General features: G+C 73.1%; 14 protein-coding genes. 9 read left to right on the forward strand and 5 right to left on the reverse strand.

Features of this window, described 5'->3' with window-relative positions; translation table 11 throughout:
* Window positions 1-23 precede the first annotated feature (23 nt).
* Window positions 24-3,698 (forward strand): thiol reductant ABC exporter subunit CydD, encoded by a 3,675-nt coding sequence (gene cydD, locus ACZ50K_RS26000; protein ID WP_468907365.1) that lies wholly within the window; start codon window positions 24-26, stop codon window positions 3,696-3,698.
* Between the two features lie 92 nt (window positions 3,699-3,790).
* A complete protein-coding gene (locus ACZ50K_RS26005; protein WP_468907367.1) occupies window positions 3,791-5,506 on the forward strand; it encodes a sensor histidine kinase in 1,716 nt (571 codons plus the stop codon).
* Here ACZ50K_RS26005 and ACZ50K_RS26010 read toward each other — a convergent pair.
* On the reverse strand, window positions 5,503-6,399 hold the full coding sequence (locus ACZ50K_RS26010) for a Cof-type HAD-IIB family hydrolase (protein ID WP_468907368.1): 897 nt from the start codon (window positions 6,397-6,399) through the stop codon (window positions 5,503-5,505). The two genes, ACZ50K_RS26005 and ACZ50K_RS26010, sit on opposite strands and share 4 nt — an antisense overlap.
* Window positions 6,400-6,474: 75 nt before the next feature.
* Here ACZ50K_RS26010 and ACZ50K_RS26015 point away from each other — a divergent pair, with 75 nt between their 5' ends.
* Window positions 6,475-7,380 (forward strand): LLM class flavin-dependent oxidoreductase, encoded by a 906-nt coding sequence (locus tag ACZ50K_RS26015; protein WP_468907370.1) that lies wholly within the window; start codon window positions 6,475-6,477, stop codon window positions 7,378-7,380.
* A gap of 128 nt (window positions 7,381-7,508) precedes the next feature.
* Here the strand turns inward: ACZ50K_RS26015 and ACZ50K_RS26020 are convergent, their stop codons facing one another.
* Window positions 7,509-8,051, reverse strand: a complete 543-nt coding sequence (locus ACZ50K_RS26020) for an RNA 2'-phosphotransferase (RefSeq protein ID WP_468907371.1) — start codon at window positions 8,049-8,051, stop codon at window positions 7,509-7,511.
* A 167-nt stretch (window positions 8,052-8,218) separates the two neighbouring features.
* Between ACZ50K_RS26020 and ACZ50K_RS26025 the strand changes: the two genes are divergently transcribed.
* Complete coding sequence (locus tag ACZ50K_RS26025; protein ID WP_468907374.1) at window positions 8,219-8,962, forward strand: aquaporin; 744 nt, start codon at window positions 8,219-8,221, stop codon at window positions 8,960-8,962.
* 123 nt (window positions 8,963-9,085) lie between these two features.
* Here the strand turns inward: ACZ50K_RS26025 and ACZ50K_RS26030 are convergent, their stop codons facing one another.
* The 3 genes from ACZ50K_RS26030 to ACZ50K_RS26040 form a co-directional block, all read right to left on the reverse strand.
* A complete protein-coding gene (locus ACZ50K_RS26030) occupies window positions 9,086-10,003 on the reverse strand; it encodes a MerR family transcriptional regulator (RefSeq protein WP_468907376.1) in 918 nt (305 codons plus the stop codon).
* A gap of 201 nt (window positions 10,004-10,204) precedes the next feature.
* A complete protein-coding gene (locus tag ACZ50K_RS26035) occupies window positions 10,205-11,977 on the reverse strand; it encodes an SDR family oxidoreductase (protein WP_468907378.1) in 1,773 nt (590 codons plus the stop codon).
* On the reverse strand, window positions 11,974-12,807 hold the full coding sequence (locus ACZ50K_RS26040; RefSeq protein ID WP_468907380.1) for a M24 family metallopeptidase: 834 nt from the start codon (window positions 12,805-12,807) through the stop codon (window positions 11,974-11,976). The genes ACZ50K_RS26035 and ACZ50K_RS26040 overlap by 4 nt, the downstream gene beginning before the upstream one ends.
* Window positions 12,808-13,039: 232 nt before the next feature.
* On the opposite strand from ACZ50K_RS26040, the gene ACZ50K_RS26045 reads away from it, so the two are divergent.
* From ACZ50K_RS26045 to ACZ50K_RS26065, 5 genes are all read left to right on the forward strand, one after another.
* Entirely contained in the window at window positions 13,040-14,002 is a 963-nt protein-coding gene (locus tag ACZ50K_RS26045) for an ABC transporter ATP-binding protein (protein WP_468907382.1), read from the forward strand.
* A complete protein-coding gene (locus tag ACZ50K_RS26050; protein WP_468907384.1) occupies window positions 13,992-14,879 on the forward strand; it encodes an ABC transporter permease in 888 nt (295 codons plus the stop codon). Before ACZ50K_RS26045 ends, ACZ50K_RS26050 begins: the two co-directional genes overlap by 11 nt.
* Window positions 14,876-15,787: an ABC transporter ATP-binding protein gene (locus ACZ50K_RS26055; protein WP_468907386.1), complete on the forward strand. Its 912-nt coding sequence runs from the start codon at window positions 14,876-14,878 to the stop codon at window positions 15,785-15,787. Before ACZ50K_RS26050 ends, ACZ50K_RS26055 begins: the two co-directional genes overlap by 4 nt.
* Window positions 15,788-15,801: 14 nt before the next feature.
* On the forward strand, window positions 15,802-16,521 hold the full coding sequence (locus tag ACZ50K_RS26060; protein WP_468907387.1) for an ABC transporter permease: 720 nt from the start codon (window positions 15,802-15,804) through the stop codon (window positions 16,519-16,521).
* A gap of 96 nt (window positions 16,522-16,617) precedes the next feature.
* Entirely contained in the window at window positions 16,618-17,265 is a 648-nt protein-coding gene (locus ACZ50K_RS26065) for a rhomboid-like protein (protein WP_468907388.1), read from the forward strand.
* The last annotated feature ends 29 nt before the right edge of the window (window positions 17,266-17,294 follow it).

Genomic DNA, 17,294 nt, shown 5'->3' on the forward strand with positions numbered 1-17,294 from the left:
CACTCACGAGGGGCATGTTTCACGTGAAACCGATCGACCCGCGCCTGCTCCGGTACGCCCGCACCACCCGCCTGTTCCTGGGCGCGGTGGTGGCACTCGGCCTCGCCGGGGCGGGGCTGGTCGTCGCCCAGGCGATGCTCCTCGCCGAGATCGTGGTCGGGGCCTTCGAGAAGGGCCTCGACGGGGAGGCGCTCCGGACCCCCCTGCTGCTGCTCGCCGCCGTCGCGCTGGGGCGCGGACTGGTGGCCTGGCTGACCGAACTGGCCGCGCACCGGGCCAGTGCGGCGGTCAAGTCGGAGCTCCGGGGGCGGCTGCTGGACCGGGCCGCCGATCTGGGCCCCGGCTGGCTGAGCGGGCAGCGGGCCGGTTCGCTGGTGACCCTGGCCACCCGCGGGGTGGACGCCCTCGACGACTACTTCGCCCGCTATCTGCCCCAACTGGGGCTGGCCGTGGTGGTCCCGGTGGCGGTGCTCGCCCGGATCGTCACCGAGGACTGGGTCTCGGCGGCCATCATCGTGGTCACCCTGCCGCTGATCCCGCTGTTCATGGTCATGATCGGCTGGGCCACCCAGGCCAGGATGGACCGCCAGTGGCGGCTGCTGTCCCGGCTCTCCGGGCACTTCCTGGACGTGGTGGCCGGACTGCCCACCCTCAAGGTCTTCGGCCGGGCCAAGGCCCAGGCCGAGGCCATCCGCTCCATCACCGCCGACTACCGCCGGGCCACCCTGCGCACCCTGCGGATCGCCTTCCTCTCCTCCTTCGCCCTGGAACTGCTGGCCACCCTGTCGGTGGCACTGGTGGCCGTGACCATCGGGATGCGGCTGGTCCACGGGGACCTCGACCTCTACACCGGCCTGGTGATCCTGATCCTGGCCCCGGAGGCCTATCTGCCGCTCCGGCAGGTGGGCGCGCAGTACCACGCGGCCGCCGAGGGGCTGGCGGCCGCCGAAGAGATCTTCGAGGTCCTCCAGACCCCGCTGCCGGAGCGCACCGGGACCCGCCGGGTCCCGGCCGGTCCGGTCCGGCTGACCGTGCAGGAGTTGGCCGTCCGTCACCCGGGCCGTGCCGAGGACTCCCCGGGGGCGGTGGCCCTGGAGGCCGGGCCCGGGGAGTGCGTGGCGATCACCGGGCCCAGCGGGGTGGGCAAGTCCACCCTGCTGTCGGTGCTGCTCGGCTTCGTGGAACCCACCGCGGGCCGGGTGCTGGCCTCCGGCACCGATCTGGCGGAGCTCTCCCCGGCCGGGCTGGAGGAGTGGCGGTCGCGGATCGCCTGGGTCCCGCAGCGACCGCACCTGTTCGCCGGGACCATCGCGGAGAACGTCCGGATGGCCCGCCCCGCCGCCCCCGACGAGGCCGTGGAGACGGCCCTGAAGGACGCCGGGGCCTGGGAGTTCGTGTCGGCGCTGCCGCGCGGCGCGGAGACCGCGCTGGGCGAGGGCGGGCTCGGGCTCTCGGCCGGCCAGCGGCAACGGCTGGCACTGGCCCGGGCCTTCCTGGCGGACCGCCCGGTGCTGCTGCTGGACGAGCCCACGGCGGCACTGGACGGGGAGACCGAGGCCGCCGTGGTGGAGGCGGTACGCCGGCTCGCCGTGGGCCGCACCGTGCTCCTGGTGGTCCACCGGCCGGCCCTGCTGGCCGTCGCGGACCGGGTGGTCCGGCTGAGCCCGCCGACGGCCGGTTCGGATGCGGCCGCGGCCGCGGACGCGTCCGGCGCGGCCCCGGTCGGCGCGGACGCGGTGGGCGTCGAGGTGCCGGGCCTCCCGGCCGGGGGAGCGGCTCCGGCCGTCCGGGCGGAGGTCTCGGACCCCGGGTCCTGGATCCTCGGCCCGGGCACCGACACCGCTCACCCCGCCGGCGAGGCCGGAGCGGACGCCGATGCCGGAGAGGCCGGAGCGGCCGTCATGGCCCCGGACCGGCCCGCGCCGGGCGGGCGGAGCGTCCTCGCGCGGGTGCGGGACGCGGCCCGTGAGTCGCGCGGCCGGTTCGCGCTCGGACTGTTCCTCGGCGCGCTGGCCGTCGGCTGCGGGGTCGGCCTGATGGCCGTGTCCGGCTGGCTGATCTCCCGGGCCTCCGAACAGCCCCCGGTGCTCTATCTGATGATGGCCGTCACGGCCACCCGCGCCTTCGGCATCGGCCGGGCCGTGTTCCGCTACGCCGAACGCCTGGTCTCCCACGACGCGGTCCTCAGGATGCTGGCCGAGCTCCGGGTCTCCGTCTACCGACGGCTGGAACGGATCGCCCCGGCCGGACTGCGCGAACACCGCCGAGGGGACCTGCTGGCCCGGCTGGTCGCCGACGCCGACACCCTCCAGGACTACTGGCTGCGCTGGCTGCTGCCGGCCGGGACCGGCCTGCTGGTCTCCGTCGCCTCGGTGGGCTTCACCGGCTGGCTGCTCCCCGAGGCGGGCGCCGTGCTCGCCGCCGGACTGCTCGCCGCCGGGGTGGGCGTCCCGCTGGTCGGCGCGGCCGTCTCCCGCCGTGCCGAGCGCCGGCTCGCCCCCGCCCGGGGGGAGCTCGCCACCCGGGTGGCGGAACTGCTCACCGGGACGGCCGAACTGACCGTCGCCGGGGCACTGCCCGACCGCAAGGCCGCCGCCCGCACGGTGGACCGTACGCTCACCCGGATCGCCGGCCGGGGGGCCGCGGCCACCGGACTGGGCAGTGGACTGTCCGCCCTGGTCTGCGGGCTCACCGTGGTGCTCGCGGCCGCCGCCGGAGCGGGTGCGGTGGCCTCCGGCCGACTGTCCGGGGTGGCCATGGCGGTGGTCGTCCTCACCCCGCTGGCCGCCTTCGAGGCGGTGGCCGGGCTGCCGCTGGCCGTCCAGTACCGCCAGCGGGTCCGGCGCAGCGCCGAGCGGGTGTACGAGGTCCTCGACGCCCCCGAGCCGGTCCTGGAACCGGTGAGCCCCGAACAGCCCCCGGCCTCCCCCTTCCCACTGCGGCTCACCGGGCTCACCGCCCGCCACGGCGGCCAGGAGCGGGACGCGGTGCACGGGATCGACCTCACCCTGGAAGCCGGCCGGCGGATCGCCGTGGTCGGCCCCTCCGGCTCCGGCAAGACCACCCTGGCCCAGCTGCTGCTGCGCTTCCTGGAGCCGTCCGGCGGCGAGTACACCCTGGGCGGCACCCCCGCCCGGGCGCTGGACGGCGACCAGGTGCGGCGGTTCGTCGGGCTGTGCGCCCAGGACGCCCACACCTTCGACAGCTCGGTCCGGGAGAACCTGCGGCTGGCCCGGACCACCGCCACCGAGCGGGAACTGCGCGCGGCGCTGGCCGGCGCCCGGCTGCTGGACTGGGCCGATGCCCTCCCGGACGGCCTGGACACCCTGGTCGGCGAGCACGGGGAGCGGATCTCCGGCGGGCAGCGGCAGCGGCTGGCGCTGGCCCGGGCGCTGCTCGCGGACTTCCCGGTGCTGGTCCTGGACGAGCCCGCCGAGCACCTGGACACCGCGACCGCGGACGCCCTGACGGCGGATCTGCTGGCCGCCACCGAGGGCCGGACCACCGTACTGATCACGCACCGGCTGGCCGGACTGGACCGGGTGGACGAGGTGGTGGTGCTGGAGGCCGGCCGGATCGTCCAGCGCGGCGGCTACCGGGAGCTGGCGGAGGCGGAGGGGCCGCTGCGGCGGCTGCTGGAGCGGGAGCGGGAGGCGGACCTGGCGGCGGCCGGAGCGCTGCCCGCCCCGACCCGGTGAGCCGTCCGGTCCCGCCCGGTGGGCTGCCCGCCCCGACCCGGTGAGCGGTGCCCGACTTTCCTCAGTAAAAGGGACTAATTAGTCTCAAGGGCATGTCAGTCCAGGAGTCGCAGGAATCCCCGGACCCGATGGAGGCCGCCACCCAGGCCACCCGGAGTCTGCAGGGCCTGTCCACCGAGCTCACCGCCCGTGTACCGCAACTGCTGGAGGCGATGCGCTCGGTCGGCACCGGCCTGGAGCTGCACTCCACCCTGGACCGGATCTGCGAGACCGCGGCCGAGCTCGCGGACGCCCGCTACGCGGCCATCGGGGTGGTGGACACCGAGGGCCGCGGACTGTCCGACTTCGTCACCCACGGGATCGGGGCCGAGACGGCCGCCCGGATCGGACACCGTCCGGACGGCAAGCGGGGCCTGCTGGGGGCGCTGATCCGGCATCCCGATCCGGTGGTGCTGGCCGATCTGACCAAGGACCCGCGGTCGGCCGGTTTCCCGCCGGAGCATCCCCCGATGAAGACCTTCCTCGGGGTGCCGATCCGGGTCCAGGGGGAGATCTTCGGCAATCTGTACCTGGCCGAGAAGCGGGGCGGCGGCGAGTTCAACGACTACGACGTGCACATGGTCCGGGTGCTGGCCACCGAGGCCGGGATCGCCATCGGCAACGCCCGGCTCTACGAGGCGGCCACCCAGCGGGAGCGCTGGATCGACGGCTCGGTGGCGGTGACCACCGCCCTGCTGTCGGGCGGTGACGCGGACGACGCGCTGGCCGTGGTCGCCGAACAGGCGCGCCATCTGGCGGACTCGGCGGCCGGGATCGTGATGCTGCCCGCAGGGGAGGGCGGCATGGAGATCGTCGCGGTCTCCGCCGACAACCCGGCCACCTCGCTCGGGGTGATCATTCCGCCGGAGAGCCCGGTGGTGGAGCAGTTGCTCCGGGGCGAGCCGGTGTTCGTGGACGACGCCTCCAGCGATCCGCGCATGATCAGCCGGCTGACCGGCCAGTACGGGCCGTGCATGCTGCTGCCGCTGCAGAGCGGCGGCCGGGTGCTGGGCGCCCTGGTGACCCCCAGGGGCCGGGGGAAGCGTCCGTTCAGCGAGGCCGAGCGGACCCTGGCCAGCCAGTTCGCCTCACAGGCGGCACTGGCGCTGATGATGGCGGAGGCCCAGCGGGACCGGGAGCGGCTCGCGGTCTTCGAGGACCGCGACCGGATCGCCCGCGACCTGCACGATCTGGTCATCCAGCGGCTGTTCGCCACCGGGATGATGCTGGAGGGGGCGCAGCGGCGGTCGGTGGTGCCCGAGGTGCGGGACGGGGTCGGCAAGGCCGTGGACGAGCTGGACGTGACCATCCAGGAGATCCGTACGGCGATCTTCGCCCTTCAGCAGGGTCCGGCCGAGGCGCCGTCCGGGCTGCGGACCCGGGTGCTGCGGGAGATCAACATGGCGGCGGTGCCGCTGGGCTTCAAGCCGGCCCACCGCTTCCTCGGACCGGTCGACGCGGTGGTCGGCGAGCTGGTCGGCAAGAACCTGATCGCGGCGCTGCGGGAGGCGCTGTCGAATGCCTTCCGGCATGCCGAGGCCTCACGGATCGAGGTGGTCCTCGACTGCACGGTCACCCTGCCGGACGGCCGGGCGGGCGTCCGGCTGGAGGTGGCCGACGACGGGGTGGGGATCCCGGACGGCGGCCGGCGCAGCGGGCTCCGCAACCTGCGCAGGCGCGCGGAGTCGCTGGGCGGCTCCAGCTCGTACGGTCCGGGGCTCGGGGAGGACGGCGGCGGGACCACCCTGGTGTGGGAGGCCCCGCTCTAGGTGTGCTGTCCGGGCAGCTTGGTGACGCGGTCGGCGAGGATGCGCTCGATGACCACGGCCACCCCGTCCTCGTTGTTGGCGACGGTGCGGCCGGAGGCCGCCGCGATCACGTCCGGGTGCGCGTTGCCCATGGCGTAGGAGGTGCCGGCCCAGCGGAGCATCTCCACGTCGTTGGGCATGTCCCCGAAGGCCACCACCTCGGCCGGGGAGATCCCGCGTTCGGCGCAGCACAGCTCCAGGGTGCTGGCCTTGGAGACCCCGGGTCCGCTGATCTCCAGCAGGGCGGTCGGGCTGGACCGGGTGATCGAGCCGAGCTCGCCGGCCGTGGAGCGGGCCAGCTCCAGGAAGGCGTCCGGGGCCAGTTCGGCATGGTGCGCGAGCAGCTTGATCACCGGCGCCTGGTGGGTGCCGGGCTCCTCCCGCAGCAGCTTCTCGGCGGTGGCCACGGTGGCGCCCGGGTCCTGGAAGAACGGCGGGTAGTGGGGTTCGTAGTGGATCCCGGTGGTCAGCTCCACCGCGAACGAGGTGCCGGGGGCGGCGGCGCGCAGGGCGTGCACCACGGCCAGCGCGGCGGACCGGGCCAGCGGTCGCACCTCCACGATCCTGCCGTCGTCGTGCAGGTCGACCACGGCGGCGCCGTTGGCGCAGATGGCGAGCCCGTGGCCGTGGACGTGGTCGCTGACCACCCCCATCCAGCGGGCCGGCCGGCCGGTGACGAAGAACACCTCGATCCCGGCGGCCTCCGCCGCGGCGAGCGCGGCGACGGTCCGCTCGGACACGGACTGGTCGTCCCGCAGCAGGGTTCCGTCCAGGTCGGTGGCGATCAGGCGGGTCACGGGGCCAGGCCCGTCGGGGAGGTGGGAAGCCGAGGTCACGGGTCCATCTTCACCCATGGCGGTGGCGGCCGGAGACGGATCGCCCGTGGTCGTGGCCGCGCCGGCCGCCCGGGCCGCCGTAGGCTCGGCGCCATGAGTCTGCGTCTGAGCACGGTGATCCTTCCGGTACGTCGTTGGCAGGAGGGCGGCCGCGAGGAGTGGGTGCGGGCCGAGGAGCTCGGCTTCCACGCCGCGTACACCTACGACCACCTGGCCTGGCGGTCCTTCCGCGACGGCCCCTGGTTCGGGGCGCTGCCCACGCTGGCCGCCGCGGCCGGGGTGACCGGGCGGCTGCGTCTGGGCACGCTGGTGACCTCGCCGAACTTCCGGCACCCGGTGACCCTGGCGAAGGAGCTCATCTCGCTGGAGGACCTGTCCGGTGGGCGGATCACCCTGGGCATCGGGGCCGGCAGCAACGGGTTCGACGCGACCACCCTGGGACGGGAGCCGTGGACCCCGAGGGAGCGGGCGGACCACTTCGAGGAGTTCGTCGGGCTGCTGGACCGGCTGCTGACCGAGGACACGGTCAGCCAGCAGGGCCGGTTCTACTCGGCGGAGGAGGCGCGGAACATTCCCGGCTGTGTGCAGCGGCCCCGGCTGCCGTTCGCGGTGGCGGCCACGGGTCCGCGCGGACTGAGGCTGGCGGCCCGCCACGGGCAGGCCTGGGTGACCACGGGCGACCCCAAGCTGTACGAGACCGGCACCCCGGAGGAGTCGGTGCGGGCCGTCCGGGGCCAGCTGGAGAAGCTGGGCGCCGCCTGCGCGGAGCTGGGACGGGAGCCGGCCGGGATGGGCCGGATCCTGCTCACCGGGTTCACCCCGGAGCAGAACACCGTGCTGGACTCGCTGGACGCGTTCGTGGACTTCGCGGGCCGCTACCGGGAGCTGGGCATCGACGAGATCGTGGTGCACTCCCCGATCCCCGGCTCGGTGTTCGCGGCCGACGGGAAGGTCTTCGAGAGGATCGCCACCGAGGCGCTGTCCCAGCTGAACGGATAGCCGTCACCCGCGCCCGGGCCGGTCCGGGCCGACGGCCGGGCGGCCGTGTGGCGGTTCGCTGGTCCGGCGGTCCGGCGGTCCGGCGGTCCGGCGGTCCGGCGGTCCGGCGGTCCGGCGGTCCGGCGGGATCAGGGCAGGCGGAGGAACTCCGGGGGGACGGCCGCGGTCAGCCAGACGCCGTTGGCGCTGAGGTGGAAGACGTGTCCGGCGGCGTGCATGGCCGGCGCGTCCACCGGGAGCACCACCGGGCGGCCGCGGCGGGCCCCGACCCGGGTGGCGGTCTCCCGGTCGGCGGAGAGATGGACGTGGTGGCGGCGCATCGGGCGCAGGCCCTCGGCGCGGATGGCGTCCAGGGCCGCCGCCACGGTGCCGTGGTAGAGGTACCCGGGGGGTTCGGCCGGGGGGAGTTCGAGGTCCACCCCGCTGACGGTGTGGCCCTGGCTGGCCCGGATCCGGGTGCCCTCGACGGCGAACCTCCGCTTGTCGTTGTGGGCGACGACATGGTCGAGCTCTTCGCGGGTGAAGGGGAAGCGGTGCAGGGCGGCCGCCCGGAGGAGCTCGTCGATCTCCACCCAGCCCTGTGGATCGAGCACCAGTCCGATGCGTTCCGGCTGATGCCGCAGGTGTTTCGAGACGAATTTGGACACCTTCACGGTGCGTCTGTCATCCATGGCCCACAGCGTGCCTGGTCGGCGCGCCGGTGCGGGCGGATTTTCCGGCGCGGGGGCTGCGCGCGGTCCGGTGCCGCCGTGGACACCCTCTATCGCACTTCCAAGATACGGAATACATTTTCCACTCAACCCCCGCCTGTTCCGTGTCTGCCACGAGGGAGACCCCCATGACCGCCCCCGCCTCGCTCGCCCGCCGCGCGGCCGCCGAATTCATCGGTACGGCCGCCCTGCTCCTCGTGGTGATCGGCTCCGGAATCCAGGCCGCCGCGCTCAGCGCCGACATCGGGGTCGCCCTGATGGCCAACTCGCTGGCCTCCGCCATCGGGCTCGGACTGATCATCACCCTGCTCGGGCCGGTCTCCGGGGCGCACCTCAACCCGGTGGTCACCCTGGTCTCCTGGTGGAGCCGGCGGACCGGCGACCCGGAGGGCCTCAGCGGCCGGCAGGCCGTGCTCTACACCGGTGCGCAGACGGGCGGCGCCGTCGCCGGGGCACTGCTGGCCGAGGCCATGTTCGGACGGACCCCGGGCACCCTGGCCACCCAGGTCCGCGAGGGCGGCCATCTGCTGATCGGCGAGATCGTGGCCACCGCCGGGCTGGTGGTGGTCATCCAGGGGCTCGGCCGGATCGGCCGGGCCCGGCTGATCCCCGCCGCGGTCGCCTGCTACATCGGGGCCGCGATCTGGTTCACCTCCTCCGGCTCCTTCGCCAACCCGGCCGGCACCCTCGGGCGGGCCTTCAGCGACTCCTTCACCGGGATCGCCCCCGCCTCGCTGCCCGGATTCATGGCGGCTCAGCTGGTCGGCGGCGCCCTGGGCCTGGCCCTGGCCGCGGTGCTGTACGGCCGACGGCCCGCCGCCGACCGGGCCGACACCGCTCCGGTCAATCCGGCGTACGAAGCGGTCAGTTGACGTCCTCCCCGGGCAGACGGTTGAACCGTCCACAGGTGGAGGGGAGTTGTCCACAGACGATTGGGTGGAAATGATCCGAAACGAGCGATCCGCCCTGTGGACGGGCGGCCCTGCGCGCCGCCGCTACTCGCCGCCCGCCCGCCGGGCCAGCTCGTTCATCGTCCGGGCCTGGACCTCCCGCTCGGTCGCGGCCCGGACGAACGCCGCCACATGCTCGGCACCCACCAGCTCCTGCACCGCCCGGACCGTCTCGGCCGGCAGGGACACCGGGGACGGACCGCTCGGGGGCGGCGGACCCGAGGTCCCCAGATGGCGCTGGAGATGGCGGGTGGCGAACAGCCGCATCGCCCGGGCCAGCTCGGCGTCCACCGTCTGCTGCGCCAGCGGCCGCAGCCGGCGCACCATCGTCGCCGCCTCCGTCGCATCCGCGTCGGTGGGCGGGACGTGCCCCAGATAGCGGGCGAAGACATGCTCCGTGGTGAACTCCAGGAACCGCGAGGCGATGTGCTCCACATGCCCGCGCAGTTCCCGCAGATGACCGGTGATCGCGGGCAGCGGTACCCCCGCCGCATACAGCTCGGCGGCCACCGCCAGCTCCTGCGGAGAGGGCACCAGGAACTGGTCCTGGCAGCCGGGGACCCGCTCCAGCACCCCCAGATCACAGGCCTCGTCCACCGCCCGGTCGTCCGGCACCCCGCCGAACCGGTCGTTGAGGTCCTCCCGGGAGATCCGGGCCGCCTCCTCGTCCGTCCACGGCCCGTGCACCTCCGCGACCAGACCCAGCACCCCGCCCAGCCCACGCCCCGCGTCCCAGGCCTCCAGCAGCTCCTTGATGGAGGCCAGGGTGTACCCGCGGTCGAGCAGGTCCGCGATCTGCCGGAGCCGCGCCAGATGCGTGTCCCGGTAGACGTTGGACCGGCCCCGCCGCTCCGGTTTCGGCAGCAGCCCCCGGTCCTGGTAGGCGCGGATGGTCCGCACCGTCGCCCCGCTGTGCTGCGCCAGATCCTCGATCCGGTACTCGGCTACCGCCTGCTCGGACAATGCCCGCTCCCTACGACACGGCGGTTCGGCCGATGGCCCCCGCCTCGGCCCGGGCGGCGGGCGAAACCGCCAGGTGCTCGACCGCCCTGCGCAGCGAGCCCTCCTGCGAGGGATGGTACGACCGCGGGAAGGAGCGGGATATGGCCGCGCCGGGCCCACTCCTCCCCGCCGGCGGCCCCCCGGCCCGCGCCCGGGGCCCGGTCACAGCTTCGGCTCCACTCTCGCCAGCCGCCGGAGCACCCCCGGGGTGAACCGGGACAGGAACAGGGCGCCCTTGGACTCGGGGGTCACCGGGACCACCGCCCGGTTGTGGACCACCGCCTCCAGGACGGCCGCGGCGACCTTCTCCGGCGGGAAGTTGCGGAGTCCGTAGAGCCGGGCGGAGCGCTCCTGCCGGCGCTTCTCCTCCGTCGGGTCCACTCCGGCGAACCGGGCCGTGGAAGTGATGTTGGTGTTGACGATGCCGGGGCAGATCGCGGACACCCCGATCGACCGGCCCGCCAGCTCCGCGCGCAGGCACTCGGACAGCATCAGCACCGCGGCCTTGGAGGTGGAGTAGGCGGGGAGGGTCCGGGACGGCAGATAGGCGGCCGCCGACGCGGTGTTGACGATGTGCCCGCCCTGACCCCGGTCGGCCATCTGCCGGCCGAAGATCCGGCAGCCGTGGATGACCCCCCACAGATTGACGTCCAGGACCTTCTTCCAGTCCTCGGAACTCGTGTCCAGGAAGGCCCCGGAGAGCCCGATCCCGGCGTTGTTGACCAGGACGTCCACCACCCCGTGCTCCTCGGCCACCCTGGCGGCGAGCTTCTCCATCGCCGACTCGTCGGAGACGTCCACGCACTCGGCCCAGGCCCCGGCCGCACCGATCAGCCGGGCCATCTCCGCGGTCCGGGCGGCCCCTTCGGCATCGCGGTCCACGGCCACCACCCGGGCCCCGGCCTCCGCGAACGCGAAGACGGTGGCCCGGCCGATCCCGCTGGCCGCGCCGGTCACCAGCACCAGCTGCCCGCCGAACCGGTCGGCGTACCGCCCGGGGGCGCGACGCTCCGGCGACGGACCGGGCGCCTCCTCCCGGGAGCCGACGAACTCGGAGATCCAGGAGGCCAGCTGGTCCGGCCGGGTCCGCGGCACCCAGTGCTTGGCCGGCAGGGTCCGGCGCACCAGCTCCGGGGCCCACAGCTCCAGGTCGTCGTACAGCCGCTCCGACAGGAACGCGTCCTCGGTCGGGACGATCAGCTGGACCGGTACGTGCGCGTAGGCGTCGGGCCGGGGCCGGCGCATCCGGGCCCGGACGTTGTCCCGGTAGAGCCAGGCGCCGTGCGCCGCGTCCGAGGACAGGGAGGCCGTCGGATAGCCCTCCGCCGGGATCCGCTCCATCCGCTGGAGGATCTTCGGCCACCGCTTGCCGAGCGGGCCGCGCCAGGCCAGCTCCGGGAGCACCGGGGTGTGCAGGGCGTACACGTACCAGGACTTGGCGCCCTGCCCCAGCAGCTGGACGGTCCGGCGCGGGGTGGGCCGCGCCATCCGCTTCTTGACCCAGTGCCCGAAGTGGTCCAGCGAGGGCCCCGACATCGAGGTGAAGGACGCGATCCGGCCCTCGGTCCGCTTGACCGTGGCGAACTCCCAGCCCTGGACGGACCCCCAGTCGTGCCCGACCAGGTGCACCGGCCGGTCCGGGCTGACCGCGTCCGCCACCGCGAGGAAGTCGTCGGTCAGCTTCTCCAGCGTGAACCCGCCGCGCAGCGGCTGCGGGGCGGTCGACCTGCCGTGCCCGCGCACGTCGTAGAGCACCACGTGGAACTCGGCGGCCAGCCGCTCGGCGACCTCCGACCAGACCTCCTTGCTGTCCGGATAGCCGTGCACCAGCACCACGGTGGGGCGGTCCGGCTCGCCGAGTTCGAGGACGCACAGCTCCACACCGCCCGTGCTCACCCAGCGCTCGCGTGCCCCCGCCGGCCCTGTCCCGCTCATGCCACCTTCTCCTCGGTCTCGGCCCAGCGCCGCACATGCGGCAGGTCGTCGTCCAGCCAGAACGCGCTCTCCAGGGGATCCCGGGAGTCGGTCACGACCAGGATCTCCTCGAACTTGGCACCGGTGCCCCGGAACCCCAGATGGGGCTCCACCGCCCACAGCCCCGGCTGCGGCGGATGGTCGGAGAACCTGTACGGACTCCACAGCGGGGACCACCCGTCACGGTGCCCGTGCAGGGCGTCGGAGGCCAGCCCCCGGAGGGACTGGGTGCCGAACCCGAAGGCGGTCGGCGACCAACGCCGCTCCCTGACCCGGTCCACCTTGTGCGCGATCACCCCGAACGGATACGCCCGGTGCCGGTTCTCGTACCCCTGCCGGACCATCAGCCGGTCGACGTCCTCGTAGATCTCCCGCAGCGAGCGCCGCTCCCGGACCTCGGCCAGGATCAGCTCCCGGTGCGCCCGGAGGTCGTCCATCAGCCGGTCCTGCACCGGGTTCAGACCCAGGCTGCCCGAATACCCGATGTCGGCGGTGAACCCCTCCAGGACCGGGGCGGCGTCCAGGATGAACGGCATCCCGGGCTCCAGCCGCCGGTTGGTGGGGAAGAACTGCAGCGGAATCCGGAAGCCCGCGAACGCCGTGCGGTCCCCGAACCAGGCGAAGGGCAGATGGAACCAGTCCCGCACCCCCCGCTCCCGCAGCCAGTCGCGCTGCATCCGGGCGGCCTCCCGCTCGGTGACACCCGCCTTGAGCTGCCCCGCCACCGCTTCGGCGCACTCGTAGGCGAGCCGCTGCACCTTCCTGAACCCCTGGAGCCCGTCCCCTGCCATGCCAGCCGTCCGTCCCGTAGCCGTACGCGTCCGTAAGTTGACACTGATGAATGTGACAATGCCCGGAGTGCACGTCAAGGCCTGTGCACAACCCTGTGCGCAACCCGGCCGGAACCGGCATTCGGACCGGCCCGCATCAGCCTCCCGTACGGGCATGTAGTCCTGAAGGCGGAGACAGGGTCCCGCTCCAGGTCTGACGATCCGCGCCCGGACCACCACTAACGTCGGTCCCGTGACTGTCATCGCGACCGAAAGCCTGAGCAAGCGGTACCCCCGAGTGACCGCCCTCGACCGGCTCTCCCTGGACATCGGGCCCGGCGTTACCGGACTCGTGGGCGCCAACGGAGCCGGCAAGTCCACGCTGATCAAGATCCTGCTGGGACTGTCCCCCGCCACCGAGGGCCGTGCCGCCGTGCTCGGACTCGACGTCGCCACGCATGGCAGCGCCATCCGTGAACGCGTCGGCTACATGCCCGAACACGACTGCCTGCCGCCCGACGTCTCGGCCACCGAGTTCGTCGTCCACATGGCGCGGATGTCCGGGCTGCCCCCGACCGCCGCCCGCGAGCGCACCGCCGACACCCTCCGCCACGTCGGCCTCTACGAGGAGCGCTACCGCCCCATCGGGGGCTACTCCACCGGTATGAAACAGCGGGTCAAGCTGGCCCAGGCGCTGGTCCACGACCCGCAGCTGGTCCTCCTCGACGAGCCCACCAACGGCCTGGACCCGGTCGGCCGGGACGAGATGCTCGGCCTGATCCGCCGGATCCACACCGACTTCGGCATCTCGGTGCTGGTCACCTCGCACCTCCTCGGCGAACTGGAGCGCACCTGCGACCACGTGGTGGTCGTCGACGGCGGCACCCTGCTGCGCTCCAGCTCCACCAGCGACTTCACCCAGACCACCGCCACCCTGGCGGTCGAGGTCACCGACTCCGACACCCACCCCGACGGCACCGCCGCCCTGCGGCGCGCCCTGGAGGCGGCCGGGGTCACCCTGCACGCCGGTGAGGAACAGGGACTCCCCGGAGCCGGCCACATCCTGCTCATCGAGTCCACCGGCGACCACACCCACGACACCGTCCGCGACACGGTCGCCGACCTCGGCCTCGGCCTGGTCCGCATGGAACAGCGCCGCCACCACATCGCCGAGGTCTTCAAGGACCCGAAGGGAGCCGGCTCCGATGGCAACTGACACCTCCACCCAGATCCACAACATCGGCTACCGGTCCTACGACGGCCCCCGGCTCGGCCGCGCCTACGCCCGCACCTCGCTCTTCTCGCAGTCCCTGCGCGGCGCCTACGGACTGGGCCGGTCCGCCAAGTCGAAGATCCTCCCGATGATCCTCTTCGCGGTGATGTGCGTCCCCGCCCTGATCATCGTCGCGGTGGCCATCGCGGTCCCCGGCTCCACCGACCTGCCGATCAAGTACACGACGTACGCCCTCACCACCCAGGTGGTGATCGGCCTCTACCTCGCCTCCCAGGCACCCCAGTCGGTCTCCCGGGACCTCCGCTTCAAGACCGTGCCGCTGTACTTCTCCCGGCCGATCGAACGCGTCGACTACGTCCTCGCCAAGTTCGCGGCCATGGCCTCGGCCCTGTTCATCCTCACCGCCACCCCGCTGCTGATCATGTACATCGGCTCGCTGCTGGCGAAATTCGACTTCGCGGACCAGAGCAAGGGGTTCGCCCAGGGACTGGTCTCCGTGCTGCTCCTCTCGGTCTTCTTCGCCGGTCTGGGCCTGGTCATGGCCGCCCTCACCCCGCGCCGCGGCTTCGGCGTCGCCGCCGTGATCGCCCTGCTGCTGATCCCCTACGGCGCCGTCTCCACCATCCAGGTCGTCGCCCACGAGACCGGCAACCCCGGTGCCATCGACTGGATGGGCCTGTTCTCCCCGATCACCCTGATCGACGGGGTGCAGACCGCCTTCCTCGGCGCCGACTCCGCCTTCCCCGGCGGCGAAGGCCCGACGGCCGCTGTCGGCATCGTCTACCTGCTCGTCGTCCTCGCCCTCATCGCCGCCTCCTACGCCGCGCTGATGGCCCGCTACCGGAAGGCCGGGCTGTGACCGTCATCGACATCGACCACACCTCCCGTTGGTTCGGCAATGTCGTCGCCGTCAACGACGTGACCATGCGGGTGGGGCCCGGGGTCACCGGACTCCTCGGCCCCAACGGCGCCGGCAAGTCCACCCTGATCAACATGATGGGCGGCTTCCTCGCCCCCTCCACCGGCACCGTCACCCTCGACGGCGCCCCGATCTGGCGCAACGAGACGGTCTACCGCCAGATCGGCGTGGTCCCCGAGCGGGAGTCCATGTACGACTTCCTGACCGGCCGCGAGTTCGTCGTCGCCAACGCCGAACTCCACGGCCTGGACGACGCGGCCGCCCAGCGGGCCCTGGCCACCGTCGAGATGGAGTACGCCCAGGACCGCAAGATCGCGACCTACTCCAAGGGCATGCGGCAGCGCGTCAAGATGGCCTCCGCCCTGGTCCACGACCCCTCCGTGCTGCTGCTCGACGAGCCCTTCAACGGCATGGACCCGCGGCAGCGCATGCAGCTGATGGACCTGCTCCGCCGGATGGGCGCCGAGGGCCGGACCGTCCTGTTCTCCTCCCACATCCTCGAAGAGGTGGAACAGCTCGCCTCCCACATCGAGGTGATCGTCGCCGGCCGGCACGCCGCCTCCGGGGACTTCCGCCGGATCCGCCGCCTGATGACGGACCGCCCGCACCGCTACCTCGTACGCTCCTCCGACGACCGGGCGCTCGCCGCTGCCCTGATCGCCGACCCCTCCACCGCCGGCATCGAGGTCGACACCAAGGAGGGCGCCCTGCGCGTCCAGGCCGTCGACTTCGGACGCTTCACCGAGCTGCTGCCGCGGATCGCCCGCGCGCACGGCATCCGACTGCTGACGGTCTCCCCCTCCGACGAGTCCCTTGAGTCGGTCTTCTCCTACCTCGTAGCGGCCTGAAGGAGCTGGCACCGATGTACAACCCCACCGTGGCCCGGCTCACCTACCGGGCCCTGCTCGGCCGCCGCCGCGCGCTGATCCTGTTCGCGCTGCCCGCCCTGCTGATCGCCATCTCCCTCGCCGTCCGCGCCTTCACCGGCGTCGACGACCAGGTGGCCGCCGACCTCCTCGGCGGCTTCGCCCTGGCCACCATGGTCCCGCTGATCGGCGTGATCGCCGGCACCGGCGCCATCGGCCCCGAGATCGACGACGGCTCGATCGTCTACCTGCTCGCCAAGCCGGTGAAGCGCCCGACGATCATCATGACCAAGCTGATCGTCGCCATCGCCGTCACCATGGCCTTCTCGGCCATCCCCACCCTGATCGCCGGGTTCATCCTCAACGGCAACGGTCAGCAGATCGCCGTGGCCTACACCGTGGCGGCCCTGATCGCCTCGGTCGCCTACAGCGCGCTCTTCCTGCTGCTGGGCACGGTCAGCCGGCACGCCGTGGTCTTCGGCCTGGTCTACGCGCTGATCTGGGAGTCCCTCTTCGGCAGCCTGGTCTCCGGGGCGAAGACCCTCAGCGTCCAGCAGTGGGCCCTCTCGCTGGCCGAGAAGATCGCCGGTGAAGGCTATGTGGACGCCGCCGTGGGCCTGCCCACCGCGGTCACCCTGCTCCTCGTGGTCACCGTCGGCGCCACCTACTACGCGGGCCAGAAGCTCCGCCGCCTCACCCTGGCCGGCGAGGAGTGAGCCACCCCCCGACCGGGACCCCGTCCCGGCCGTGACCTCTGCCCCGCCCGGCCCATGTGCCGGGCGGGGCTTCGTGTTCCGGGCCATGATCGGGACATGATGCCGCACACCGAGCCCGAGCCCTCCCGGCCTCTGCGGTCCTGGATACGGTCCTCGCCCGGGACCCATGTCTGGCTGCTGATCATCGCGATCACCAGCATCATCGTGGCCATCGCGCCCAAGGAAACCGAGACCGTGCTGCTGCACCGCAACAGCAGCAATCTGCACGAGCTGGTCCACTACCCCGTCCGGTCCCTGCTCAGCAGCGCCTTCTGGATCGAGAACCCGGCCTCACTGGCCCTCTACGTGGTGCTCTTCGAACTCTTCCAGGCTCCCGTGGAACGCTGGCTGGGCACCCTGCGCTGGCTGGTGATCGTCGCCACCGCCCATATCGCCGCCACCCTGGCCAGCCAGCGGCTGGTGCTGATGGCCATCGAGAACAACGAGGCCCCGCGGAGCATGGCGCATGTGGTCGACATCGGGGTCAGCTACGGGCTCGCCGCGGCCGTCGGGGTCCTCACCTACCGGCTCCCGCACCCCTGGCGCTGGTGCTATCTGGCCGGGGTCGTGGCCTTCTTCGGCATCCCCCTGCTGACCGGGGCCACCTTCACCGACTTCGGCCATGCCATCGCCCTGGCCGTGGGACTGCTGGCCTGGCCGCTCACCCTGCACCCCCACGGCTTCGCTGTTTCACGTGAAACATGACCGGCACCGGCACCGGCACCGGAACTGCT

The sequence above is a fragment of the Streptomyces sp. NPDC033845 genome, assembly GCF_055576225.1.

Coding starts and splice junctions, on each gene's coding strand:
- ACZ50K_RS26005 (WP_468907367.1), top strand. CDS start 3,791: ATGTCAGTCCAGGAGTCGCAGGAATCCCCGGACCCGATGGAGGCCGCC.
- ACZ50K_RS26010 (WP_468907368.1), bottom strand. CDS start 6,399: ATGGGTGAAGATGGACCCGTGACCTCGGCTTCCCACCTCCCCGACGGG.
- ACZ50K_RS26015 (WP_468907370.1), top strand. CDS start 6,475: ATGAGTCTGCGTCTGAGCACGGTGATCCTTCCGGTACGTCGTTGGCAG.
- ACZ50K_RS26020 (WP_468907371.1), bottom strand. CDS start 8,051: ATGGATGACAGACGCACCGTGAAGGTGTCCAAATTCGTCTCGAAACAC.
- ACZ50K_RS26025 (WP_468907374.1), top strand. CDS start 8,219: ATGACCGCCCCCGCCTCGCTCGCCCGCCGCGCGGCCGCCGAATTCATC.
- ACZ50K_RS26035 (WP_468907378.1), bottom strand. CDS start 11,977: ATGAGCGGGACAGGGCCGGCGGGGGCACGCGAGCGCTGGGTGAGCACG.
- ACZ50K_RS26040 (WP_468907380.1), bottom strand. CDS start 12,807: ATGGCAGGGGACGGGCTCCAGGGGTTCAGGAAGGTGCAGCGGCTCGCC.
- ACZ50K_RS26050 (WP_468907384.1), top strand. CDS start 13,992: ATGGCAACTGACACCTCCACCCAGATCCACAACATCGGCTACCGGTCC.
- ACZ50K_RS26060 (WP_468907387.1), top strand. CDS start 15,802: ATGTACAACCCCACCGTGGCCCGGCTCACCTACCGGGCCCTGCTCGGC.
- ACZ50K_RS26065 (WP_468907388.1), top strand. CDS start 16,618: ATGATGCCGCACACCGAGCCCGAGCCCTCCCGGCCTCTGCGGTCCTGG.